Annotated in this window: 22 protein-coding genes and 1 tRNA gene; 16 read left to right on the top strand and 7 right to left on the bottom strand. The window is 66.0% G+C overall.

The annotated features are described in order from the left end of the window. Positions 1–10: 10 nt before the first annotated feature. Together AC1C2N_RS06725 and melA are read right to left on the bottom strand one after the other, a co-directional pair. Complete coding sequence (locus AC1C2N_RS06725; RefSeq protein ID WP_495433374.1) at positions 11–958, bottom strand: carbohydrate ABC transporter permease; 948 nt, start codon at positions 956–958, stop codon at positions 11–13. Positions 959–1,037: 79 nt separating this feature from the next. Next, positions 1,038–2,420, bottom strand: coding sequence for an alpha-galactosidase (melA, locus tag AC1C2N_RS06720; protein ID WP_495433372.1), 1,383 nt, complete (start codon positions 2,418–2,420; stop codon positions 1,038–1,040). 91 nt (positions 2,421–2,511) lie between these two features. On the opposite strand from melA, the gene AC1C2N_RS06715 reads away from it, so the two are divergent. The 5 genes from AC1C2N_RS06715 (at position 2,512) to AC1C2N_RS06695 (ending at position 6,463) form a co-directional block, all read left to right on the top strand. Continuing rightward, the gene (locus AC1C2N_RS06715; RefSeq protein WP_495433371.1) at positions 2,512–3,381 is read left to right on the top strand and encodes a helix-turn-helix domain-containing protein; all 870 of its coding nucleotides are present in this window, start codon (positions 2,512–2,514) and stop codon (positions 3,379–3,381) included. A gap of 74 nt (positions 3,382–3,455) precedes the next feature. Then, positions 3,456–3,530, top strand: a tRNA-Met gene (locus AC1C2N_RS06710). 124 nt (positions 3,531–3,654) lie between these two features. Continuing rightward, complete coding sequence (gene bla, locus AC1C2N_RS06705; RefSeq protein WP_495433370.1) at positions 3,655–4,569, top strand: class A beta-lactamase; 915 nt, start codon at positions 3,655–3,657, stop codon at positions 4,567–4,569. A gap of 106 nt (positions 4,570–4,675) precedes the next feature. Beyond that, a complete protein-coding gene (locus tag AC1C2N_RS06700; RefSeq protein ID WP_495433369.1) occupies positions 4,676–5,581 on the top strand; it encodes a DUF4190 domain-containing protein in 906 nt (301 codons plus the stop codon). 93 nt (positions 5,582–5,674) lie between these two features. After that, positions 5,675–6,463 (top strand): GNAT family N-acetyltransferase, encoded by a 789-nt coding sequence (locus AC1C2N_RS06695; protein ID WP_495433368.1) that lies wholly within the window; start codon positions 5,675–5,677, stop codon positions 6,461–6,463. A 416-nt stretch (positions 6,464–6,879) separates the two neighbouring features. Here the strand turns inward: AC1C2N_RS06695 and AC1C2N_RS06690 are convergent, their stop codons facing one another. Then, positions 6,880–8,118, bottom strand: coding sequence for an MFS transporter (locus AC1C2N_RS06690; protein WP_495433366.1), 1,239 nt, complete (start codon positions 8,116–8,118; stop codon positions 6,880–6,882). Between the two features lie 40 nt (positions 8,119–8,158). Continuing rightward, positions 8,159–8,587 (bottom strand): organic hydroperoxide resistance protein, encoded by a 429-nt coding sequence (locus tag AC1C2N_RS06685; RefSeq protein WP_495433365.1) that lies wholly within the window; start codon positions 8,585–8,587, stop codon positions 8,159–8,161. Positions 8,588–8,793: 206 nt separating this feature from the next. Here AC1C2N_RS06685 and AC1C2N_RS06680 point away from each other — a divergent pair, with 206 nt between their 5' ends. The 8 genes from AC1C2N_RS06680 to AC1C2N_RS06645 all read left to right on the top strand — a co-directional run bounded on the left by AC1C2N_RS06680 (position 8,794) and on the right by AC1C2N_RS06645 (position 15,300). After that, positions 8,794–9,369: an LURP-one-related family protein gene (locus AC1C2N_RS06680; RefSeq protein WP_495433364.1), complete on the top strand. Its 576-nt coding sequence runs from the start codon at positions 8,794–8,796 to the stop codon at positions 9,367–9,369. Positions 9,370–9,437: 68 nt separating this feature from the next. Continuing rightward, positions 9,438–9,959, top strand: coding sequence for a hypothetical protein (locus AC1C2N_RS06675; RefSeq protein ID WP_495433363.1), 522 nt, complete (start codon positions 9,438–9,440; stop codon positions 9,957–9,959). Between the two features lie 44 nt (positions 9,960–10,003). Next, positions 10,004–10,660 carry a DUF4190 domain-containing protein gene (locus tag AC1C2N_RS06670; RefSeq protein ID WP_495433362.1) on the top strand — a complete coding sequence of 219 codons (657 nt, stop codon included), beginning with the start codon at positions 10,004–10,006 and terminating at the stop codon, positions 10,658–10,660. Between the two features lie 77 nt (positions 10,661–10,737). Beyond that, entirely contained in the window at positions 10,738–11,409 is a 672-nt protein-coding gene (locus tag AC1C2N_RS06665) for a FadR/GntR family transcriptional regulator (RefSeq protein ID WP_495433361.1), read from the top strand. 170 nt (positions 11,410–11,579) lie between these two features. Next, positions 11,580–12,608 carry a bile acid:sodium symporter family protein gene (locus tag AC1C2N_RS06660; RefSeq protein ID WP_495433360.1) on the top strand — a complete coding sequence of 343 codons (1,029 nt, stop codon included), beginning with the start codon at positions 11,580–11,582 and terminating at the stop codon, positions 12,606–12,608. A gap of 49 nt (positions 12,609–12,657) precedes the next feature. Next, positions 12,658–13,509, top strand: a complete 852-nt coding sequence (locus AC1C2N_RS06655; RefSeq protein ID WP_495433359.1) for a fumarylacetoacetate hydrolase family protein — start codon at positions 12,658–12,660, stop codon at positions 13,507–13,509. Positions 13,510–13,518: 9 nt separating this feature from the next. Further along, the gene (locus AC1C2N_RS06650) at positions 13,519–14,262 is read left to right on the top strand and encodes an SDR family NAD(P)-dependent oxidoreductase (protein ID WP_495433358.1); all 744 of its coding nucleotides are present in this window, start codon (positions 13,519–13,521) and stop codon (positions 14,260–14,262) included. A 114-nt stretch (positions 14,263–14,376) separates the two neighbouring features. Further along, complete coding sequence (locus AC1C2N_RS06645) at positions 14,377–15,300, top strand: DUF308 domain-containing protein (RefSeq protein ID WP_495433357.1); 924 nt, start codon at positions 14,377–14,379, stop codon at positions 15,298–15,300. 162 nt (positions 15,301–15,462) lie between these two features. On the opposite strand, the gene AC1C2N_RS06640 is transcribed toward AC1C2N_RS06645, so the two are convergent. Next, on the bottom strand, positions 15,463–16,359 hold the full coding sequence (locus AC1C2N_RS06640) for a DMT family transporter (protein WP_495433356.1): 897 nt from the start codon (positions 16,357–16,359) through the stop codon (positions 15,463–15,465). Positions 16,360–16,901: 542 nt separating this feature from the next. Further along, positions 16,902–17,780: an alpha/beta fold hydrolase gene (locus AC1C2N_RS06635; protein ID WP_495433355.1), complete on the bottom strand. Its 879-nt coding sequence runs from the start codon at positions 17,778–17,780 to the stop codon at positions 16,902–16,904. Positions 17,781–17,871: 91 nt separating this feature from the next. Here AC1C2N_RS06635 and AC1C2N_RS06630 point away from each other — a divergent pair, with 91 nt between their 5' ends. Next, entirely contained in the window at positions 17,872–19,764 is a 1,893-nt protein-coding gene (locus AC1C2N_RS06630; protein WP_495433354.1) for an AfsR/SARP family transcriptional regulator, read from the top strand. Positions 19,765–19,793: 29 nt separating this feature from the next. Here AC1C2N_RS06630 and AC1C2N_RS06625 read toward each other — a convergent pair whose 3' ends face one another. Then, a complete protein-coding gene (locus AC1C2N_RS06625) occupies positions 19,794–20,492 on the bottom strand; it encodes an SDR family NAD(P)-dependent oxidoreductase (RefSeq protein WP_495433353.1) in 699 nt (232 codons plus the stop codon). Positions 20,493–20,615: 123 nt separating this feature from the next. On the opposite strand from AC1C2N_RS06625, the gene AC1C2N_RS06620 reads away from it, so the two are divergent. After that, positions 20,616–21,434, top strand: coding sequence for an alpha/beta fold hydrolase (locus tag AC1C2N_RS06620; RefSeq protein ID WP_495433352.1), 819 nt, complete (start codon positions 20,616–20,618; stop codon positions 21,432–21,434). After that, positions 21,427–21,996, top strand: coding sequence for a TetR/AcrR family transcriptional regulator (locus AC1C2N_RS06615; RefSeq protein WP_495433351.1), 570 nt, complete (start codon positions 21,427–21,429; stop codon positions 21,994–21,996). Before AC1C2N_RS06620 ends, AC1C2N_RS06615 begins: the two co-directional genes overlap by 8 nt. Positions 21,997–22,138: the final 142 nt, after the last annotated feature.

Here is a 22,138-nt window from a genome sequence, read left to right as displayed (position 1 = left end):
GTCTTTCTCCCTAGTTGAGGTCGGTCTGGCCGGCCCGCGTGACGCGGTACTGGACGAAGGTGACGATCATCAGGATCGCGAGCATCGCGACACTGAGAGCGGATGCGTATCCAAAGTCGAACTGCGCGAACGCGTTCTCGTAGATATAGACCTGAAGCACCCGGGTGGCGTTGACCGGGCCTCCACCGGTGGTCACCGAGATGGTGTCGAACACCTGGAATGATCCGATTACCGAGATGATGAGCACCAGCCCGAGGATCGGCCGCAGCAACGGCATCGTGATCGAGCGGAACATCCGTACTTCTGACGCCCCGTCGACACGGGCCGCCTCGTAGTAGTTGTTTGGAATGGCCTGGAGTCCCGCAAAAATCAGCAGCGCGGTGTAGCCCATGTGGCGCCAGACATTCACGAGTGCAACCGTGAAGATGGCCCAGGATTCTGAGGTGAAGAAGCCGATGCGGTCGAGCCCGATCCACTCGAGGATCTGGTTGCCGATTCCGAGCTGGAAGTCGAGGATCCACAAGAACAACAGGGCCGCAACGACGTTCGACACGAGGAAGGGAGTGAGGATCAACGATCGGAGCAGAACCGACTGGGTAAGCCTCTGCATCAGCAATGCGAGGACGAGCGCGACGATCGTCTGAATACCGATGTTGAGAACCACGTAGGTGAGCGTCACCTGGATGGCGTTCCAGAAAACCGGATCAGCGAACATCCGCACGTAGTTGGCGACGCCGATGAACTCCGCCGCCGACAACAGGTCCCAGGAGGTGAAGCTCAGCCAAATTCCGCGCACCAACGGCCAGAAGTAGAAGGCGACCAGACCGATCGCCGCGGGCAGGATAAACAGGAGCGCTAGCCGCGTGTCATCCTTCCGCCGTTTTGTCCGTCTCCCCCGGACCGCGCCCGGTGGTACCCCCACCGGTGTGGTTCTCGTGCTGGTTGCAGCTGTTGTCACCGTGACTCCCTTGTCAGTTGTTTATTCGATGGTGCGCAGTGCGGTCAGAACGTGAGGCGCTGCGACGCACCTCACCCCCTTAACGGGCCGTGAGTGCCGGGGGCAGCAAGGCGTCGTGGGCGTCGAAGAGTTCTTCGGTCATTGAACGGATGTCGTCAAGCGTGAGGATTGCACTGGTGAGCGGGTCGACGGCGACCGCGTGAAAGACGTATTCCCTGTTGCCGGTGAGCGCGGCCAGAACGGCGAGCGTCTGCAGGTTGATGTTGGTGCGGTTGAGCGCCGCCAGCTGGGGCGGGAGCGCGCCGATCGTGACCGGTTGCACGCCGTTTTTGTCGACGAGGCAGGGCACCTCGACGCAGGCATCAGCCGGGAGATTGGAGATGAGGCCGTCGTTGGGAACGTTGCCGTAGATCACGCTCGGCACGCCGGTGATGATCGAGTTGATGATGCTCGCGCCGTATTCGACCGACGGTTCGAGGTTGCTCTTGAGCTTCTCGAGCTGCTGCTCGATATCACCGGACAGGTCGTGGGCGACACAGATCTCGTAGTAATCCCACCGCTCAGGAATGTACTCGAGCACCGTCGCAGGATCCTTCCGGAAGTACGGCAGGTACTCGGATGCGTGGTGGCTCGATTCGGTCTGGAAGTAACCGAACGTGTTCATGATGGCCGTGCGGACCTGCTCGTTTCCACCCTCGTAGTTGCTCGCTGCCACGGCCGCTTCACTGTGGTCACCGTCGTCATCGACGAGCTCCGCCGCACCGCGCCCGCGCTGGTGGAGTGCGGTCATCGTCTCGCGCAATCGCGGGTAGAGGTCATCGCAGCCGTGCTCGAAACGGAGGATCCAGGCCTGATGGTTGATGCCGGCGCACACGTAATTGACCTCGTCGTACGGAACACCGAGCGTTCGCGCCAGCATCCGTGTTGTGCCCTGCACACTGTGGCAGAGGCCGACCGTCCGGAGCCCCTTGGCGTTGAGGAACGCGGTGGCCATGGCCATCGGGTTCGCGTAGTTGATGAACTGCGCGTCTGGACAGAGTTCGAGCGCGTCGGCAGCGATGACCTCGTATGCCGGAACCGAGCGGAGGAAGCGAAACACCCCGCCAGGTCCGACCGTGTCGCCGACCGTCTGGTCCACGCCGTACTTGCGCGGAATTTCAACGTCGTGGCGGTAGGAGTCGATTCCGCCAACCTGGAAGGTGATGATGACGAAGTCGGCGTCGCGGAGCGCCTCGCGACGATCGGTCGTCTCGATGATCGTGGTGCCGAGGCCGTGGTGGGCGACCAACTCGCGCGCCGCCGTTGCCGTACGGGCGACCCGCTCGGCATCGAGATCCATCAGGCAGAGCGTGCTCGACTGCAGCGCTGGAAAGCTGATGAGGTCGCCGATGAGGCGAAACGGGAAGACAAAGCCTCCCGCGCCGATGATGGCGATCTTGGGAGGTCGCGTTGGCGAGTGCATGCCCCAACGCTAGAAGGGCCGAGTGGTCCGGCGCCTCCGCCGTGGGGTCGACTTTGTCCAGAATCCTCAGGTCGTGTCCTAGCCTGTAGGCATGTCCATTGTTGTGCATGCCCCGTCCGTTCGTTCCTCCGCCGTCGATGTCGTCAACCCAGCGATTTGGAGTCGCCGCGGGGAAGTACTGCCGATGAACCGCTCCCATCAGCACGACGATCTGGAACTCAACTTCGTACTCAGCGGGCAGCTCGACTACCTCTTCGGAGGTGAGCGCATCAGCATTCCCGCCGGGCATGTGGCGCTGTTCTGGGGTGCCGTTCCGCACCAAACAATCCAGACTCCCGAGGACGATCCGGTCGACAGCTGCTGGCTGCACATTCCGTTGAGCACCGTGCTCCACTGGGGGCTCGCGGCCCGCGATCTCCATAATGTGCTCCAGGGCAGGCCGGTGATCGTCCCCATTGCAGCAGCCGGTCACGACGTCGAGTCGATGTTCATGTGCTGGCTGCGGGAGCTGGACGAGGAGGAGGGCGCGGCGACCGCGCTCATCGAGGCACACGCACTGGTGCGACGCCTGCTCGGCTATCACCGGCGATCCACTGAACAGGATGCAACGATGGCCCTCGCAAGACCGGGAGCCTCAGAATCGATGCAGCGGGTGATCGCGATGACGCAGTTCATCATGGCGCACTTTCGAGAGCCGATCAGCACAAATGACGTCGCAGAAGCTGCGCACCTCAACACCCATTACGCGATGTCCTTGTTTCGGCGATCGGTCGGAACAACGCTCGGCGAATACCTGACCCGCTGCCGGGTCTCGGAGGCGCAACGCCTGCTGGTCACCACAACGCTGAGCGCGAGCGAGATCGCGCACGCGGCGGGCTTCGGATCGCAGAGCAGCTTCTACGCTCACTTCGTGAAGTTGTGCGAGGTTTCGCCGGGTGAGTACCGTGCCCGCAACTGCTGAGGGGCGACATCCGGCGTAAGACGGCGACACATCGATTGCGGGCTGCCGATCATCTCCGTACCGTGGCTGACTACCGCGGCGTACCCAAGTGGTCAAAGGGAACGGTCTCATAGCCCGTCAATTCGCAAGTTCGAATCTTGCCGTCGCGTCTGAGAAGAAACTCGCGCCGAGCGCGCGCCACAGCACGTGTGATCAGCGCATCGGTGGGCCCCTCGGAGCCCCACTACGATGACTTGGGCAACCACGTTCGATGATCCACCCGAGAGAATTTTGATGCCCCACACGATTCGCCTCGTCGCCGCTGCATTCACCACCCTCGCCATGGGCGTCCTCGTCGGATGCGCGGCCGAACCGGCCCCCGCAAGAACACCATCGGCAACGGCAACCCCCGCCCCCACGACGCCGTCAGCAGACGACGAGTTCGTCGAACTTGAGCAGAAGTTCGACGCCCGCCTCGGCGTCTACGCGCTCGATACCGGAACCGGCCTGGCATTGGAGTACCGAAGCGACGAGCGGTTCGCCTACGCCTCCACCATCAAGGTGTTCGCGTCAGCTGTGCTGCTCGACCAGACCAGCGATGACGAACTCGACACTCTCGTGACCTACGACGAGTCTGACCTGCTCGACTACGCACCCATCACCGAGCAGCACGTCGACACCGGAATGACGCTCCGCGAACTGGGCGACGCCGCCATTCGATACAGCGACAACACGGCAGCGAACCTCATCTTCGAGCAGATCGGCGGACCCGCCGGACTCGCAACCGCGATCACCGCTATGGGCGACGACGTCACCCAGGTGGATCGCACCGAACCGGAGCTCAACGAAGCCACCCCCGGCGACCCGCGCGACACGACCACGCCTGAAGCGTTCGCGACCACCCTCGAGGCTCTCGTCCTCGGTGACGCGCTCGAAGCATCCGATCGAGAGCTCCTGACCGAATGGCTCGTGGGCAACACCACCGGCGACAAGCTGATCCGGGCGGGCGTGCCGGCGGAGTGGACGGTCGGCGACAAGACGGGTTCGGCAGGCTACGGAACCCGAAACGACGTCGCGGTGATCTGGCCCACGGAGGGCGATCCGATCGTGCTCACCGTTCTGTCGAGCCGCTCAGAAGCCGACGCCGACTACGACGACGCGCTGATCGCCGAGGCGACCGCGGTTGCGATCGAGGCGCTGCAGCGCTGATGGTTCGTTGCTCGAATCGGTTCGCTCTGCGAGAGATGCTCCGTCGAACAGCCGAGGCACTCCGTCGCAACACACACCCGAGCCCGCGGTGGGGCAGACTCTCGGTATGACGAATCCGCCGGCGAGTCCCTATCGTCCCGCGGATTCCGCGCCGCAGAACCCACCGATCTACGCCCCTGCACCGGATGCCGGGCAGCAGCAAAGCCCGTACGGGTACCCCGCCGCCTTCACAGCACCCGGAACGCCAGCACCGAATCGGGGCAAACCAGGGCTCGCCGCCCTGGTGATCGGAATCGCCTCGGTGGTGACCGCGTTCATCCCGGTCGTCAACTTCCTGTCGTTCCTGCTCGGCATCGTCGGCATCATTTGCGGAATCGTCGGACTCCGGCGCGCCAAACCCGAACGGCGCCAGGCCGTGTGGGGGACGGTGCTCTCGGCCGTGTCGATCGCCCTCGCGGTTCTCATGATCGTTGTGTACGCGTTCGGGTTCATCTCGTATGTCGGCAGCGAACTGGACAAGTCGTACAACAACGATTCGAGCTCGAGCGAGGTGGCAACACCGCCGCCGGTCGATTCACTCGCGCTCGGCACCCCGATCACACTCATCGACCTCGCGGGTCAGCCGGCCTACGAGGTGACGCTGTCGGCATCCGTTCTCAACGCGAACGACCAGGTGCTCGCGGTCGCGAGCAACACCGAACCGCCCGCGGGGATGAAATGGGCGATGGTGACCGTCGATGTGACAGCGCTGTCGAGCGTGCACGTCTCCCCCGCGATGGATATCGCTGTCGGGTACGTCACGTCGAACGGTTACGAATTCAGCCCGCTTGACCTGTATGCGCTCGCCCCCGAGCCGAGGATCGAGCTGCTCACTGACCTCGCCGAGGGCGAGAGCGGAACCGGGAACGTCGTGATCGCCGTCCCGGACGACAATTCTCTGGGCGGATACTGGACGCTGTCGTACACCTACGACGACGCCGTCACCGACCCGTTCTACTTCGCGGTCGAGTAGCCCGCCCGGGCGTTCGCCTGCACGGTGCGCCGGTTACAGCCCTCCGAATAAAACGATGGCGGATGCCGTCACCCCCTGCCTATGATCGACCGGATGAATAATCCTCAAGCGCCATCGGCCACTCCGGTGACCGAACAGGACATCGGCAACCTCGCCCCGCAGCTCGCCAACTACCGCTCGTACTGGCTCGGCTGGGGCACCGAAAGCACGCGCGACGACTCCGTCACCTGGACGCGCAGCGGCGTCGCTCACCCGCGACTCAACGCCGTGCTTCGGGTTCAGGACAGCGACCCCGAGTCCACACTCGCCGCCGCCGCGGAACACTTTGCCGGCGTGCCCTGGCTCTGGGAGATCGGCGACGATACCGACCCGGCGATCGAGCAGCACCTGCAGGAGCGTGGCGCCCGACAGGTTGGTACGACCCCGGTGATGGCCCTCAACCTCGAACGCTTCGCTATGCGCGACATCCCCGCCGACCTCACGATCGAACCGTTCAGCCCGAACGCCGACCTGGCCCCATGGGTCGACGGGTACGCCGCTTCCATGGGTGTCACCGCCGCCGCACGCGAGGGCGCGATTCGGGCGGAGGCGCTGAGACCGTCCGACGGTTCGCTTGAACGCTTCGTCGGCATCATCGACGGACGCATCGTTGGCACCGCCGAACTTCTGGTCAGCGACGGCGTCGCCGGTATCTACCTCGTGGCAACGGATGCCGCCTTCCGCGGCCGCGGAATCGCCACGGCCCTTACCGGATGGGCACTGCGATCCGCTCAAGAGCGGGGCCTCCGCGTTGCCACCCTGCAGGCGAGCACCCTCGGGCAGCCGGTCTACGAACGCATGGGCTTCACGGTGATCAGCCACCTGCGCTCGTTCAGGGTGTGACCGAGAATGGTTCTCTTCGCCCTGGCACTCGGGTCGGTGCTGCTGCTCATCGGCACGATGATCCAGATGGTCAACTCGCTTCAGAACGGCATCCGCTCGCTTGAGAACTCCCAGTCGGACCTCAGCCGGGTCGCCCCGGATGGCCGCAGCCGCACGTATTACGCGGTTCCGCGCTGGCGAATCCGTAAGCGCCGAACGCTCCTGAAGCAGTTGACCCGCGAATCGGGTGACCCGCTCTCTCCGGTCGAGCAGTGGACCTTGCAGTCATTCGACCGCCAGGCGCTGGGCTGGGCATTCCTCGTCGTTGGCTCGCTCGTCGTGTTCATCGCCTCCGCCGTGGAGTGGGCACAGACCCTCGGCGTCGGCGGTGATTTACACCGCGAAGTTCAGCGCCGGAACCTTTCGGGCCGGCGCCGTCAGCGATCAACCGTCGCGCGGCGCTTCTCCAGCGCACCGGCGAACAGGATCGCGACGATACCGGCAGCCGGCGCAACGAGCAGCCCGGCGCGAAGGCTTTCGTTCTCGGCGATGAAACCGACGAACGGCGGCGACAGCAGGAAGCCGACGCGCAGCAGCCACGACACGATCGTGAGAGCCATGCCCGCGCGGATGCCGGGGAGTTCGTCGGCGGCGTGCATCGCAGCGGGGATCAACGTGGCGGTGCCGAATCCGGCGGCGGCGAAGCCGAGGATGGTGCCGGGCACACTCGGAAACGCGAGAGCCAGGCCCATGCCGACCGCGGTGATGAGTCCGCCGACACGGGCGACGGCCCGCTGACCGAACCTGTCCACCATCCCGTCGCCGATGATCCGCCCGATGAACTGCGCACCGACGAGTGCAATGAAGCCGAGCGGAGCAACCGCAGCGGCGGCACCGAGCGAGTCAGCGAGGTACAGGGTCGCCCAGGTGTTGCCCGCGTCTTCGGCGACGGCCCCGGCCATGGCGACCAGGGTCAGCATGGCGAGCACGGCGACGGTGCGGCCGGAGACGCCTTGGCGGCCCCCGGCGGTCGGCGCTCCCGACCATTCGGCGGCCCCTGACTCGTCGAGCTCGTCGAGTTCGTCGTCACGACCGGGGAGGCAGAATCGGCGTGCGGTGAGCGCGACCGCCGCGAAGAGTGCCGTGGAGACGGTGAGGTGAATGCCCACCGGAATGCCGAGCGCGATGGCGACCGCGGCCATCACGCCACCGAGCACCGCGCCGATCGACCAGATCGCGTGGAACGCATTGATGATCGAGCGGCCGTACCGACGCTGGACGCGGAGTCCGTGAGCGTTCTGCGCGACGTCGGTGATGGCATCCGATGCTCCACCGACGAACAGCGCAAGGCCAAACAGAATGACCGTCGGCGACAGGCCGGCAAAAAGCAGACTGATGCCGGTGAGAACCGTGCCCGCCACAGCGACCCGGGCGGAGCCGAGTCGGCGGATGAGCACCGCCGCTGCCAGCCCGGCGACGATCGCTCCGGCGGGGTACGCCGCAACCGCGAGACCGTAGGCGGCGTTATCGAGCCCCAGCTCTGCCTTAATTTCGGGATACCGCGGCAAGATGTTGGCGAAGAGCGCGCCATTGGTGAGGAAGAGCGCCGAGACGGCCCAGCGCGCACGGCGTGCAGCGATGCCCGGGTCGAAGCGAGCGTCGGTCGTTGATGTCATCGGCACGGTCGCGTCCCCCCGCGGCTCGGGGCGGACCCGTTCAGCCAACAGTCGCGTCGAGGGTGACGGGGATGTTGCCGCGGGTCGCGTTGGAGTAGGGGCAGATGGCGTGCGCGGCCTCGACGAGGGAGTCTGCTGTGGCCTGGTCGACACCGCCGAGTTCGATGTGAAGCGCGGCCGAGAGGCTGAATCCGCCGCCATCCGTGGGCTGTAGTCCCACTTCGGCAATAACGGCCGAGTCGGTGAACGTGATCTTCCGGCTCGCCGCCGCGGACTTCAGCGCGGAGTGGAAGCACGACGCCCAGCCGGCAGCGAAGAGTTGCTCGGGGTTCGTTGCTCCGCCGGGTCCACCCATTTCGGTCGGGATGGCCAGGGTCACGTCGAGGAGCCCCTCGCTCGAGACGGTGTGCCCGCCGGCGCGGCCGTCTCCGGTCGAGGTAGCGACGGCGGTGTAGATGGGGTCTGCCATAGAGATGTTCTCCTTCTGGTGGTTGAAGAGTCTGACCAGTATTCCGTATCCACCCTCACGACTGATGCGCTGAGGCGGTTGGCAGGGACGATCCGCGCCGCTGCGGTCACAGAGCTGCGGCCATCGATAGGATCTTCAGCGTCTGCACCTGCTCGGTGACCTTATTTCCGAGCAGCCCCACTGCCTTACTGCCCCGAAGGACAACGATGACCACCTCCACGTTCCAGTACGCGCCCCGCTTTTTCGTCAAGCAGCGCCTCACCATGATGGTGAACCGCTACGAGATCGTCGAGGCCAACCCCGACGGGTCCGAGGGCCGGATCTTCGCGATCGCGCAGCAGAAGCGGATGGCAATGAAGGAGCAGGTCACGTTCTACGCCGATGAGGCGAAGACGATGCCGCTGTTCGGCTTCAAGGCACGCCAGGCGATCGACGTTGCCGCGTCGTACGACGTCACCGCCGCTGACGGCACCATCATCGGATCGTTCCAGAAGGACTTCGCCCAGAGCCTCTTGCGGACGTCGTTCCACCTGCGCGGAGCGGGCCTGGAAGCATACGGCCAGGAACGCAACCAGACCCTCGCGATCCTCCGCCGGTTCATCAACCTTCCGCTGGCGCTGCACTTCGACTTCATCGACCGCGCCACCGGCGCACCGGTCATGACGAGTGAGCGCCAGTTCAGCATGCGCGACAAGTACACGGTCACCGTTCCCGACCAGCGGGTCGACTTCCGTCTGGCCGCGGCGATGGCTGTTGGTCTTGACGCTCTGATGCAGCGCTAGCTTTCGTGCCGCTCTGCCGCGGCATCCGTTTTCTCCACAGAATCCGGATGATGCGGCAGACTCGACGCATGACGAGCCTCCCGCCGAGTTCTTCCGGTCCAGCGGACTCCGGTCCGCCCAGCACGCAACCGCAGTACCCGGCACCGCAGCCGCCGTACGACGCGGTGCAGTATTACCCGCAGGAGCAGCTGCCGTACGGTTACACCGCGGTCGGCCCGGCGGCACCGAAGAGCGGCAACGGGCCAGGACTCGCGGCGCTGATCATCGGCATCGCCTCGGGCGTCGCGGCGTTCATTCCGCTCGTCAACGTCTTTTCCTTCCTGCTCGGACCCGCGGGGCTCGTCGTCGGCATCGTTGGGCTGGTGCTCGTTGACCGGCCGCGCGGCCAGGCGATCTGGGGCACCGTGCTCTCCGTGGTCTCGATGGGTATCGCGTTTGTGACGTTCTTCCTCTACACGTTCGGCTTCATCGCCGCGATGTTCGGCGTGATCGACGAGACCACGCGGAGCGCGCCGTACACGATCGAATCATCCGCTGCACCGGGCGCACTTCTCCCCGTCAATGCGGTGTCGCTCAGCACGGGTGGGTAAATTTCTCCTCGCCCTGACGACGCCACATAGGGCATACTCGGCGCATGACGAACCCAACGCCGAGCCCTGACGGACCCGCCGCTTCCGGTCCGCCCAGCCCCTATCGCGCCGCAGATTCTGCTCCGGTGGACCCATCCGTGCCCGAGGAGTCAGCCGAGGAGTCGGCCGGTTACCAGCCGTACTCGCCAGCGGCTCCAAGCCAGTCCGCACAGCTGCCCCCGTACTCCCAGCCGCAAGCCCCGTACAACCAGGCACCGCCGTCACCCGCATATCGCCCGTCCCCGCAACAGCCGCCGTACCCTCAGGCAGTCCAGCCACAGCATCCGCAGTTCAGCCAGTACCCGCAGCCGCAGCCGCAGCCGTACAACCAGGCGCACTACAACTATCCCCAGCAGCACCCGAATCCGTACGGCCCGGCCCAGACCGCGCCGTTCAACAGCAACGGACCCGGCCTCACATCCTTCATCATCGGCATCGCCGCGATGCTCATCGCGATCCTGCCCGGGTCGAACTTCGGCGCGTCCCTGCCCGGCATCATCGGCGTCGTCTTCGGAATCATCGGGCTGGTGTTGCCGGGGCGCCCGCGGCGGCAGGCGTTGTGGGGCCTTGTGCTCTCGGGAGCGTCGATCGTCCTCGGCATGATCATGGCCTTCGTGTACACGTTCGGTTCCGTTCTCACGTTCTCCGGCTCCTCCTTCTAGGTCGCGCCGTCCGTGTGACCTTCAGATACGAACGGACGCCTCGAGTGAGGTATTTACCAAGCCGTTAGGCTGGCCGCATGGCAGTCACGGATGAGGCGATCTCGACGATCAAAGCAATGATCGTGTCAGGTGAACTCAAACCCGGCCAGCGCCTTCCACCGGAAAAGGAACTGAGCGAGCGACTGGGGCTGTCTCGGAATTCGCTCCGTGAGGCAGTGAAGTCACTGGAAGTGATTCGGGTACTCGATGTGCGTCGCGGCGACGGGACATACGTCACCAGCCTCGAGCCGCACCTCCTGCTCGAGGCGATGGCATTCGTCGTTGACCTCCATCAGGATGCCTCGGTGATCGAGATATTCGAAGTGCGGCGCGTCCTCGAAGCTCACGCCGCCGGCCTGGCCGCGGTGCGCATAAGTGACGCGCAGCTCGATGATCTCTCGCAGCTTCTGTCCTCCGTCGATGAGTCGACGAGTCTCGACGATCTCGTCAGCCACGACATCGAATTCCACCGGCAGATCACTGCTGCGAGTGGAAACGCCTATCTGTCGGGCCTGCTCGAAAGCCTCTCGAGTTCGACCATCCGCGCCCGCGTCTGGCGAGGCATCACCGAGGACGCGTCAACAGCCCGCACGCTCTCCGAGCATGGCGCCATCCTCGCCGCCCTCAGCAGCCGGGACCCGGACCTGGCACGGGCAGCCCTGACCCTGCATGTCGGCGGGATCGAAGCTTGGCTTAAAGGCGCCCTCTAGACGCTCCATGAGGACCGGAGCGTCCCATGTCGACGGCTTTGGAAAATTGATCCGATCATTACGCTGCCGGCACCGCAGCCATGAATCCCGTCGCATGGTGGACTTGCGGCGTGCTAGCGTACTCTCGGGCCGATCAGCTGGCTGTCGAATTGTTTTCAAGGAGGAAAATTTTGAGCAATACATCCGACCTTCTCGCTTCTCGCGAGCGTCGATCGGCCAAGATCGCGGTCATGGCGTTTCCGGTAATCATCGTCATTGCCGGCATCTTCGGCACTCTGGCACCGGATGTGGCGCTCCCTTTGAACCCCCTGGTTCCAACGCTGCTCGGCATCGTCATGTTCACCATGGGTCTGACCCTCACGATTCCCGACCTCAGGATCGTTGCCAAAATGCCCCATGCGGTGTTGATCGGATGCGTCGCCCAATTCCTGATCATGCCGCTCACCGGCTTCGGTATCGCGGTGCTGCTTCAGCTTGACCCGCTGCTCATCGTCGGAATGGTGCTTCTCGGGTCCGCACCCGGTGGAGCATCGTCCAACATCGTTGCCTATCTCGCCAAGGGAAACGTCGCGTTGTCCATCTCGATGACCACCATCTCGACCTTGCTGGCGCCGGTACTGACTCCATTGCTCGTGCTCTGGCTGGCCGGCAGCTACCTGCCCATCGACTTCTGGTCCATGGCGCTGCAGATCCTCCAGATGGTCATCATCCCCGTTGCGCTGGGTCTCGTTGTGCGGCTCCTGGCCAAGAAGCTGGTCGCACAAATTGCGCCGGCCGTTCCGTGGATCTCGGTGGCGGTCCTCTCACTGGTGATCGCGGGCATCATGGCCGGAAGCGCCGAGGTTGTCATGGGTTCTGCGCTCATCGTCATTCTTGCCGTCGTGCTCCACAACGCAGCGGGCTTCGGGCTCGGTTACCTCGCTGCGAAGGCCGGTCGCCTCGGCGCCCGCGAACGTCGCGCCGTCGCCATCGAGGTCGGAATGCAGAACGCCGGACTGGCTGCCGCCCTCGCCAACGCGAACTTCTCCCCGCTCGCCGCCCTGCCGGCTGCTGTCGCGACGATCTGGCACAACGTTGCCGGTGCCGTCCTCGCCGCCCTCTTCAATCTGGCAGACACCCGCGCAGAGAAGCGCCGTGTCGCCGAAACTGGGACGACCAGCGCCGAGACGACACCTGTCGCCTCGGCGACAGGCCGGTGACCGGCACAGCTTGTTGACACTGCACCCCCGATTCTGAGAAGGATATGACATGAAATTCGCGCGAATTGGCCCCCTGGGAGCAGAGGTCCCCTGCGTCGTCGAGGACGGGACCTACTACTCCCTCGCCTCCATCACGACCGACATCGACGCCGCCTTCTGGGGGGCCGACGGGCCGGCACAGGCAGCGAAGGCACTTGCCGCCTCTGCGCTTCCAGAACTGCCGTCGTCCGGCGTCCGGGTTGGCTCAGCCATCGCTCGGCCGTCCTCCGTGTTCTGCATTGGGATGAACTACGCCGCGCACGCGGTAGAGTCGGGTTCAGAGCCGCCGACTGTTCCGATTCTCTTTCACAAGGCACCCAACACCGTCGTCGGCCCGAACGACGCGGTCGCGATTCCGCGCGGGTCGACCAAGACGGACTGGGAGGTCGAACTCGGCGTCGTGATCGGCAAGCGCACCTCATACCTGGATTCACCGGAACAGGCGCGTGACTCGATCGCGGGCTTCGTCACCGTCAACGACCTCTCGGAACGGTCGTTCCAGCTGGAGGTATCGGGCGGTCAGTGGTCGAAAGGTAAGAGCTGCGCCGGGTTCTGCCCGACCGGACCCGTCGTCGTCACGCCCGACGAGTTCGACCCGAGCGATGCCAGGCTGCGCAGCTGGGTGAACGGCGAGCCACGGCAGGATTCGTCGACAGCCGACCTGATCTTTAGCGTCAACGAGATCATCTTCAACCTCAGCCAGTACCTCGTGCTCGAGCCCGGTGACCTCATCTGCACCGGGACGCCGGAAGGGGTCGCGCTCTCGGGACGCTTCCCCTACCTCTCCGCCGGAGACGTCGTCGAAATCGAGATCGACGGCCTCGGCCGCCAACGCCAGCAATTCACACCGGCACATCAGTAAGGACGAACCATGGAATTTGACGGACTGACAGCCATCGTTACAGGTGGGGCTTCCGGGATCGGTGCCGCCACTGCGGCATTGCTTGTCGAGCGTGGCGCACGAGTGGCCGTGCTGGATCTGACGCCCGAGGCGGCGGGCCCCGGCGTCGTCGCGCTCAGGTGCGACGTGTCCGATGACGAGTCCGTACGATCGGCCGTCGCCGAAGCCGCCGAGAGACTCGGCGGCATCGATATCGTCATCAACAACGCCGGCATCGGGGCGCAAGGCACGATCGAGTCGAACGACGATGACGAATGGCACCGAGTGTTTGATGTCAACGTCGTTGGGTTGGTGCGAGTTTCCCGCGCCGCACTGCCACACCTGCGGCGCTCCAACCATGCCGCCATCGTGAACACCTGTTCCATTGCGGCCACTGCGGGACTGCCCGCCCGCGCACTCTACGGTGCCACCAAGGGCGCCGTGCTCTCTCTCACCTTGAGTATGGCTGCGGACCACCTGGCCGAGGGCATCCGCGTCAACTGTGTGAACCCGGGCACTGCGGACACACCATGGATCGGACGGCTCCTCGCATCGGCTGCCGATCCCGACGCAGCGCGCTCTGCGCTCGAGGCGCGCCAGCCCCACGGTCGCCTCGTCGCTCCGGAAGAAATCGCAGCCGCAATCGCTTACCTTGCGAGCCCTCTCGCAGGTTCGACGACCGGGGTCTCCCTCGCCGTGGACGGTGGGATGCAGGGGCTACGACTCCCCCGCTAGAGCTTCCGCAAACTGGGGACGGGACAGTTCTCGGGCTCCTCCTCAAGCGGCGTCCGAAGCGGTGTAGGTCTTAGTACCCTCACCGCGCCGGGCCGCGAGGGTCACACTCGCGGTATGACAAATCCACCGGCGAGTCCGTACGGTTCCGCGGGCGAAGGAAACAACCAGCAACCGCCGCACCCCGCGCAGCAACCGCCGTACAACGCGTCGCAGTTCTACCCGCAGGAGCAGCCCCACTATGGGTATGCCCCAGTGGGTCAGGGTCCACAGAAACAGGGAAACGGCCCGGGGCTCGCCTCGCTGATCATCGGCATCGTGTCGATCGGAGTGGCGTTCATCCCGTTCGCGAACTTCCTGTCGTTCCTGCTCGGTGTGACCGGGATCGTGCTTGGCATCATTGGCCTGGTGCTCGCCGACCGGCCACGCGGGCAGGCGATCTGGGGAACGGTGCTCTCTTTCGTGTCGCTGGTCCTCGCTGCGGTGATGATCGTCGCGTACACCTTCGGCTTCATCTTTGCCATCGGCGAGGCCGTCGACGAAACCCCGCGCGCCCGCCCCGGGATCACCGCAACACCCGAACCGCGTGCCACCCTGGAGTCGCTCACCCTCGGCTCCCCCGTCGAACTCGTGGACACCGACGGCGAGACCGTGTATCTGGCGACCGTCACGGCATACGACCTCGACGCCACCGATCTCGTGCTCGCCGTCGAAGGCAACCCGGCACCGCCAGAGGGCATGAACTGGGCCATGGTTTCCGTCGCTGCGGCACCGCGCGCCCAGGCTGGTGCCGACCCCGGCACGGAGATCACCGTCGAGTACGTTACAGGCAACGGCAACGAGGTCTACAGCGCCACGGATGAACTCAGCGCCGCACCCGATCCCGACTTTTCGGGCTTCACCGACGTGGACCTCAATGAGACCGTCGTCGGCAACATCGTGATTCCGATTCCCAGCGACGACCCCGGCGAGGGGCTGATCGCACTCAGTTATTCCGGCGCGGAGGGCACCGACGGGCCGTACTACTTCGAGGTCGACTGACTGCGGCTGACGCAGTGCGCTTCCGGAGGAAGAACCGTGGCTTCATGCGCAATAGCGCGACAGACGTCACGATTTACCGCCGGAAATAACGGCGTCGGCGACGGCGCGTGGGCGTGGGCGACTCGAGGGCCGGTCACCATGACGAGCCGGCCTCGGCGGCGATCACCGTCCGCGGCGGGTCAGCGCCACTCCGACGAGACACAGGATGCCGCCGACGATCGCGAGCGGCACCGGGAGTTCGCCGAGGAAGACGACCCCCATCAGAATCGCGAGCGGCGGCACGATGTACGTCGAGATCGTGAGCTGGCCAGCCGGCACCCGCGACAGCGCGTACGCCCAGGTGCTGAACGCGATGGCGGTGGGCACGGTGCCGAGGTAGACAACACCGAGGATCGAGCTGGTCGGCGCCTGCTGCAGGTCGGCGAGAAGCTGGCCGCTGAACGGCAGACATGCGATGGTGCCGATGGCGCAGCCGAGCCAGGTCACCTGGCCGGCGGGCAGTCGCTTGAGTGCCGGCTTCTGGAACAGCACACCCGCCGCGTAGGTGACGGCGGCGAGAAGCGCCCAGAGCACCGCGATGCCGTCGATTCCGCCGTTGGCGTTGCCCGCGCCGACCCCGATCAGGATCACACCGATGAAGGCAACGCCCGCGCCGATGGCGAGCCACTTCTGCAACCCTTCGCGGAGAAAAAGCCCGGCGCCCAGGGCGACAAGGATCGGCGCGAGATTGACGATCATCGCCGTCGTGCCGGCGTCGAGCGTCTCCTCGGCCGTGTTGAGCGCGATGTTGTACGCGCCGAACCAGGCGACGCCGAAGCCGAGGATGAGCAGCCACTCCCGGCGGGTGGGCGCCACCCAGCGACGTCCGATCAGCAGGAAGCCGAGCAGAACTGTGCCGACCACCAGTCGCAGCAGCGACATCCCGCCCGGGGTGAAGTCCGGTCCGACGCCGCGGATGACGATGAACGCGCTCGCCCATGCAACAAGCGTCACCGAAATGGCGACGAGCACGAGTGGGCTCAATCGCGTCGGACGGATGACTGTGGGAGGCGTGGTCACGCACCCAGCGTAGGTGCGGGGTGCGGGCCGCGCAGCCGCCACTGATGGATTTGGCAGAGACCCGCCGGAGGTTGTCCGAGACGGGCCGCGCGATGCGACACGTGCAACGGGAACGACACGACGGGCACCGTCGCTTCGGGCGGAAAAACCGCCGGTCCGCCGCCCATACGTCGACGCACCCCGCGATCTACCTCCCGAAACGACGCTGCATGCACGCGGGCGACTCCCGGCACCGTCACTTCGGGCGGAAAAACCGCGCGTCCGCCGCCCATACATCGACAAACCCGGCGATTTGCCTCCCGAAACGACGGCGCGGCGCACGGACGACTCCCGATGGCCGGAGTGGCCCACCCGTTCACGCACACGACGCGCCTACCGCGGTACTGATGGACGGGCTGATACCGACGCGCCGGAACCGGTCGGTACCGCCCGGCACCGTAACTTCGGGCAGAATAACCGCGGTCCCGCCGCCCATACGTCGACGCACCCGGCGATTCACCTCCCGAAACGACGGCGCACCCGGCACGCGTGGTCAGCCGCGGTCAGCGCACGAGCAACTCGCGCAACGCCGCGATAATCTCGGCCGGCGCCTCCTCGGGCATGAAGTGGCCAGCCGACAGGGTGCGGTGCTCGAGATCCGGCGCCCATGCCTGCCAGAGTCCGGCGGCGTCATAGCCCAAGGCAGTGCCCCAGTCCTGTTGGATGGCGGTCACCGGCATGGCGAGGGTGCGCCCGGATGCCCGGTCCGCTTGATCGTGCAGCACGTCGATGCCGGCGGATGCCCGGTAGTCGGCAACGATCGACGACACGGCCTCGCGGGAGGCGCGAAGGTATTCGGCGCGGTACTCGGTCGGAATTGCCTCGGGTGTGGAGACCCAGTCGTCGATGAACGACGCGAAGAACGTGTCGGCAACCGCCGAGATCATCGGTTCGGCCACACCCACCGGTTGCGCCATCAGGTAGAGGTGCCAGGCCACCTTTGCGTCGGCGCCGTGCAGGATGTCCCACATATCGAGGGTCGGCAGCACGTCGAGGGTCATGAGGTGGGTCACGACCCCGGGGTGGTCGAGACCCGCGCGGATCGCCACGAGTGCTCCCCGGTCGTGCCCGGCAAGAGCGAACGTCGGGTGCCCGAGAACGCGCGCGACCTCGACGACATCCGCTGCCATCGTGCGCTTGGAGTAGGTGTCTTCGTCGGCTTCGGCCGGCTTGTCGCTTGCGCCGTAGCCCCGCAGGTCAGGGCAGATCACCGTGTGGTCCTTCGCGAGGTCAGCGGCGACGTGTCGCCACATCACGTGCGTCTGCGGAAAACCGTGCAGGAGCACAACAGCGGGGCCCGAACCGGCCACCGCGACGTTCAGCGCGACGCCGTCCGCGGTCGGGATCCGGTGGTAGCCAAAGCCGGGGAGTGAGAGTGTCATGGCACGTCCTTCTGATTGGTGACGGTTCTACGATGAGCCGTCCCGATCAGCGCTCGATCAGCCGCCGTCAGGGATGGCATAGAGTGACCGGGTGAGTGAGCCGCGCATCAGTGTCTTCGGACCGGTGGCGGCCGAAATCGACGGCACCCCGCTCCGACTGTCCAAGTCGCGGCACCGCGAGATTCTCGGCATCCTCATCACCGCACACGGTCACGCCGTGTCGACCGCCGCGATCATCGACGACCTGTGGGATGAACCCGGCCCTAACGCGGTGGGCGCCGTCCGAACCTTCATCGGGGAGCTGCGCCAGTTGCTCGAACCTCAGCGTCAGCCGCGAACCGCACCGCGCGTGCTCGTAACCGTCGGCGATGGCTACGCGCTCCGGTTGAACCCCGAATCCGTCGACGTCTGGCGGGCCGAACGCGCGGTCGCCGAAGCGGCAACCGCCGGACCCGACCGGGCCGACGCGATGCTGACGCGCGCGCTGCAGGAATGGCACGACGAAGCCTTCGCCCCGTTCGCGTCCCGACCGTGGGCCCAGGCCGAACGGACACGACTTGCCGCCCTCCGCGCTGACGCGGTTGAGCGCCTGGCCGACGCCCGCCTCGCTCTCGGTCGCGCTGAGGAGGTGATCCCCCTCCTCGATCCGCACGTCGTCGCCTACCCCTGGCGCGAGGCTGGCTGGCGGATGCTTGCACTCGCGCTCTATCGGACGGAACGCCAGGCAGAAGCACTTGCGACACTTCGGCGAGCGCGCGAGCACCTGGCCGATAACCTCGGTCTCGATCCCGGAACGTCGCTCGCCACCCTCGAGCGGGAGATCCTGCGCAACGATCCGGCCCTGGACCTGCCCGACCACAACCGATCCTTGCTGTTGCGCACGGCATCCGCCCACTCACGAACCGGCAGCCGCGCCCAGCTCGAAAGCGCGAGCACGCTGCTGCCAGGACTCGCGGTTTCGGGCGGGCTCGATGTCGCCGCTCAGGAGCGTATCGCCGCCATTGCGGCGGCACAGCAACTCGGCGACTCCGACCTGACCGCCCGCATCGTCGGAGGCTACGACGTCCCGGGCAGCTGGACCCGGTCCGATGACCCTGCACAATCGGCGGTAATCGTCGAGGCGGCATTACGGATGCTGTCTCAGCTGCCGGAAAGCGCGTCAGGTCGGTCGCGTGCGCGGCTGCTGGCAACCGTGGCGATGGAGTCGCGCGGAACCGCCGACCGGGGTGCCGAGGCCCGCGACGCCGAACGAATCGCCCGGCGAATCGGCGACCCCTCACTGGTGTGCTTCGCCCTCGCCGCCCGCTACATGCAGAGCTTCGAGACGGCCGGTCTCGCGGGTGTGCGCGAGCGCATCGGCGCGGAGATCATCGAGATCGCGCGCGAGGCCGAGCTGGCGACGTTCGAGATCCACGGACGCATCATCCGCATGCAGGCGCTGTGCGCGCTCAACGACCTGGAGGTCGCGTCGTCGGAGGCTCGGGCGATCGACACACTCGCCGCCCGTCATGAGCGCCCGCTGGCGAGCGTCTTTCCGGCGTGGTTCCGGTGGACCTTCGCCGCGACATCCGAGTTGCCGCCCTCCGGCGAGGAGATGCCCGGTTTCTCCCGCGGGCTCCCGGCGCTCGCCGCTTTGACCGCGGTGTTGCGGCGCGATCGGTCTGCCAGAGAGCTTCCCGACGGGGATTTCGGTCCGTACGAACCGTGGGTTCGACCCCTCCTGCTCGCGAGGGCTGGCCAGCAAGCTGAGGCCGCAACCGCTCTCGACGCCGTGCCCGACCCGCCACTCGATCTGATGCTCGAGGTGTCGTGGACACTGGTGGGGCTGGCCGCGATCGAGGTCGGGCATGCCCCGGCCGCCGAGCGCACCCACAGCGCGCTGCTGCCGGCGGTGAACGAGCACGCCGCCGGTAGCGGGGTCGTCAGTCTCGGATCAGTCGCGGGCATCCTCGCTGATCTCTCAGCGATGCTCCGCGCCACCTGATGGCGCGGCCCGCCAACGACGCGCGGTCATCACGAGATGTCAGATTCGGCAGGCTGGCGGAGCACGGTGAGCGGTCCGTCCGCTGACACGGATGCCGCCCAGAGCGCCTCGGCAACGGCGTCCGGTTCGTGGGCGGCGCCGGGGCCGACGGCTCCAACGATGGCCAGATGAGCGACGCGGATGCCGCGCGGAGTGAGGGCTCGATGCAGTAGATCGACATAGGCAGTCTCTGCTGCCGTCGTCACGACACTCGCGGCCCGCTCCGGGGACGGGTTGAGCGCCGCGCTGCCCGTTGTAAACAGCAGAGTCCCGTGCCCCCGCTCGATCATGCCCGGCGTGACTTCGGCGACCGCCGCCGCAGCGCCAGCCACGTTCAGACTGAACGACTCGATGAACTCCCGTGGCGCGGTCTCGAGAACCGGGCGGATGAGCGCGAGCGAGGGCAACGGGCTGAAGCAGAGAGTCTCGATCGGTCCGAGCTGCTGGGTAAGCAACCGGATGCCGCGGGCAAGGTCGTCGGCATCCGTCGCGTCGGCGGCCTGCCACGCTGTCCGGATGCCCTCGGCCCCGAGAGCATCCGAGAGTTGCGTCAGGCGCTCCACTGACCTGGCAATGAGGCCGACCGACCGGCCGCCACGGGAGAATCGGCGGGCCACGGCCAGGCCGATACCCGGTCCGGCCCCGACAATCAGGACACCGCCCTCGGTTGATTTGTTCGATGTGTTCATGGCTCGATTCTTCGCCGTCGGCGGTGCGTGCGGAAGGCCCGCGTACACCCCCAGCTCGCCGGTTTCAGCGATTAAGACGCGTTGCCTATTGCGCTTAGCTTAGAAGCTAAGTAGATTAGCCACATGACACATCAACTCACAACGCGCTTCCTCCAGCGCGGCACTCAGGGGAGGATTGCCTACGACGTTCGAGGCAACGGGCCGCGGATCGTACTCGTGCCCGGCATGGGCGAGCTTCGATCCACCTACCGGTTCCTTGCTCCAGCACTCGCCGAAGCGGACTACACGGTTGTCACCACAGACCTGCGTGGTCACGGCGACAGCGATGCGTCCTTCTCGAGTTACGGTGACGTCGACACGGCCGGTGACATCGCCGCCCTTCTTCGCGAACTCGGTCCGGCGATCGTTGTCGGCAGCTCGATGGCGGCGGGTGGCGCGGTCATCGTGGCGGCCGAGCATCCTGAGCTCGTCAACGGCCTCGTCCTGATTGGCCCGTTCGTGCGGCGACCCGCCGCCAACCCGCTGCAGACTCTCCTCTTCCGGGTCCTGATGGCCCGCCCGTGGGCAGCAGCGGCATGGAAGGCATACATGCCAACCCTCTACGCCGGTGCCAAGCCGTCGGACTTCGCCGAGTACCAGCGCACGGCAATCGCAAGTATCAAGCGGCCCGGCTACGCGCGCGCGTTCAGCCTCACCACCCGCACCGACCACGTGCGCGCTGGCGAGAGCCTCTCGGCGGTCTCGACGCCGACCCTGGTCATCATGGGCGAGAAGGACCCGGACTTTAAGGATCCACGGGTTGAAGCGGAGTGGATCGCGCACACGCTGAAGGGAACATCCGTCATGGTTCCCGAAGCCGGTCACTACCCGCACTCGCAGCAGCCCGACCTGGTTTCGGCCAGCATCCTGGACTTCCTCCGGACGGTGACCACGCGTGCCTAGGGCTGGACTCGACGAGGCCACGGTCATCGAGCGCGCCGCCCAGATCCTCGATGACCCCGCAGCCGATGGCTTGAATCTCGCCGTCCTGGCCGAGGGCCTCGGCGTGCGGGCTCCCTCCCTCTACAAACACGTCGACGGCATGCCCGGTCTCTACCGGGGCATCACGTTGCGCGCGAAGACGGATCTCGCGCGCGCTCTCGGGCAGGCGGCCATCGGACGTTCCCGGGACGACGCCATCCGTGCGCTCTCCCTCGCCTACCGGAAATGGGCGGTTGAGCATCCTGGCCAGTACCCGCTGACCGTGCGGGCGGCGGCATCCGAAGATCCGGAAGACTCGCGCGTGTCGTCTGTTCTCGTTGAGGTGATTTACGACGTTCTCGCCGGCTACGACCTGCGGGGCGATGACGCGGTGGATGCCACCCGGTTCCTTCGGTCGGCGCTCCACGGTTTCGTCGATCTGGAAACCCGAGGCGGGTTCCAGCTTCCTGTAGACAGGGAGCGGAGTTTTGCCCGGCTCATTGAGAGCGTCGCGACGGCGCTGGGAGCCTGGTCGGACTCGTAACTGCGCGCGCGGTGCTGGAACCGGTGGGCGCCGCCCGGCACCGCAACTTCGGGCGGGAAAACCGCAGGTCCGCCGCCCATACGTCGCCGCACCCCGCGATTTACCTCCCGAAACAACGGAGCTGCGCACGGGCGACACCCCA

The organism is Mycetocola sp. Y791 (genome assembly GCF_059445325.1).
Note: the sequence above shows the minus strand (reverse complement) of the source record. Positions and strands in the feature narration are given on the sequence as shown.

What these genes read in the sequence shown, in the direction of transcription:
- melA (WP_495433372.1), bottom strand. Translation starts at nt 2,420, where the DNA reads ATGCACTCGCCAACGCGACCTCCCAAGATCGCCATCATCGGCGCGGGA.
- AC1C2N_RS06715 (WP_495433371.1), top strand. Translation starts at nt 2,512, where the DNA reads ATGTCCATTGTTGTGCATGCCCCGTCCGTTCGTTCCTCCGCCGTCGAT.
- bla (WP_495433370.1), top strand. Translation starts at nt 3,655, where the DNA reads ATGCCCCACACGATTCGCCTCGTCGCCGCTGCATTCACCACCCTCGCC.
- AC1C2N_RS06700 (WP_495433369.1), top strand. Translation starts at nt 4,676, where the DNA reads ATGACGAATCCGCCGGCGAGTCCCTATCGTCCCGCGGATTCCGCGCCG.
- AC1C2N_RS06695 (WP_495433368.1), top strand. Translation starts at nt 5,675, where the DNA reads ATGAATAATCCTCAAGCGCCATCGGCCACTCCGGTGACCGAACAGGAC.
- AC1C2N_RS06690 (WP_495433366.1), bottom strand. Translation starts at nt 8,118, where the DNA reads ATGACATCAACGACCGACGCTCGCTTCGACCCGGGCATCGCTGCACGC.
- AC1C2N_RS06685 (WP_495433365.1), bottom strand. Translation starts at nt 8,587, where the DNA reads ATGGCAGACCCCATCTACACCGCCGTCGCTACCTCGACCGGAGACGGC.
- AC1C2N_RS06680 (WP_495433364.1), top strand. Translation starts at nt 8,794, where the DNA reads ATGACCACCTCCACGTTCCAGTACGCGCCCCGCTTTTTCGTCAAGCAG.
- AC1C2N_RS06675 (WP_495433363.1), top strand. Translation starts at nt 9,438, where the DNA reads ATGACGAGCCTCCCGCCGAGTTCTTCCGGTCCAGCGGACTCCGGTCCG.
- AC1C2N_RS06670 (WP_495433362.1), top strand. Translation starts at nt 10,004, where the DNA reads ATGACGAACCCAACGCCGAGCCCTGACGGACCCGCCGCTTCCGGTCCG.
- AC1C2N_RS06665 (WP_495433361.1), top strand. Translation starts at nt 10,738, where the DNA reads ATGGCAGTCACGGATGAGGCGATCTCGACGATCAAAGCAATGATCGTG.
- AC1C2N_RS06655 (WP_495433359.1), top strand. Translation starts at nt 12,658, where the DNA reads ATGAAATTCGCGCGAATTGGCCCCCTGGGAGCAGAGGTCCCCTGCGTC.
- AC1C2N_RS06650 (WP_495433358.1), top strand. Translation starts at nt 13,519, where the DNA reads ATGGAATTTGACGGACTGACAGCCATCGTTACAGGTGGGGCTTCCGGG.
- AC1C2N_RS06645 (WP_495433357.1), top strand. Translation starts at nt 14,377, where the DNA reads ATGACAAATCCACCGGCGAGTCCGTACGGTTCCGCGGGCGAAGGAAAC.
- AC1C2N_RS06635 (WP_495433355.1), bottom strand. Translation starts at nt 17,780, where the DNA reads ATGACACTCTCACTCCCCGGCTTTGGCTACCACCGGATCCCGACCGCG.
- AC1C2N_RS06625 (WP_495433353.1), bottom strand. Translation starts at nt 20,492, where the DNA reads ATGAACACATCGAACAAATCAACCGAGGGCGGTGTCCTGATTGTCGGG.
- AC1C2N_RS06620 (WP_495433352.1), top strand. Translation starts at nt 20,616, where the DNA reads ATGACACATCAACTCACAACGCGCTTCCTCCAGCGCGGCACTCAGGGG.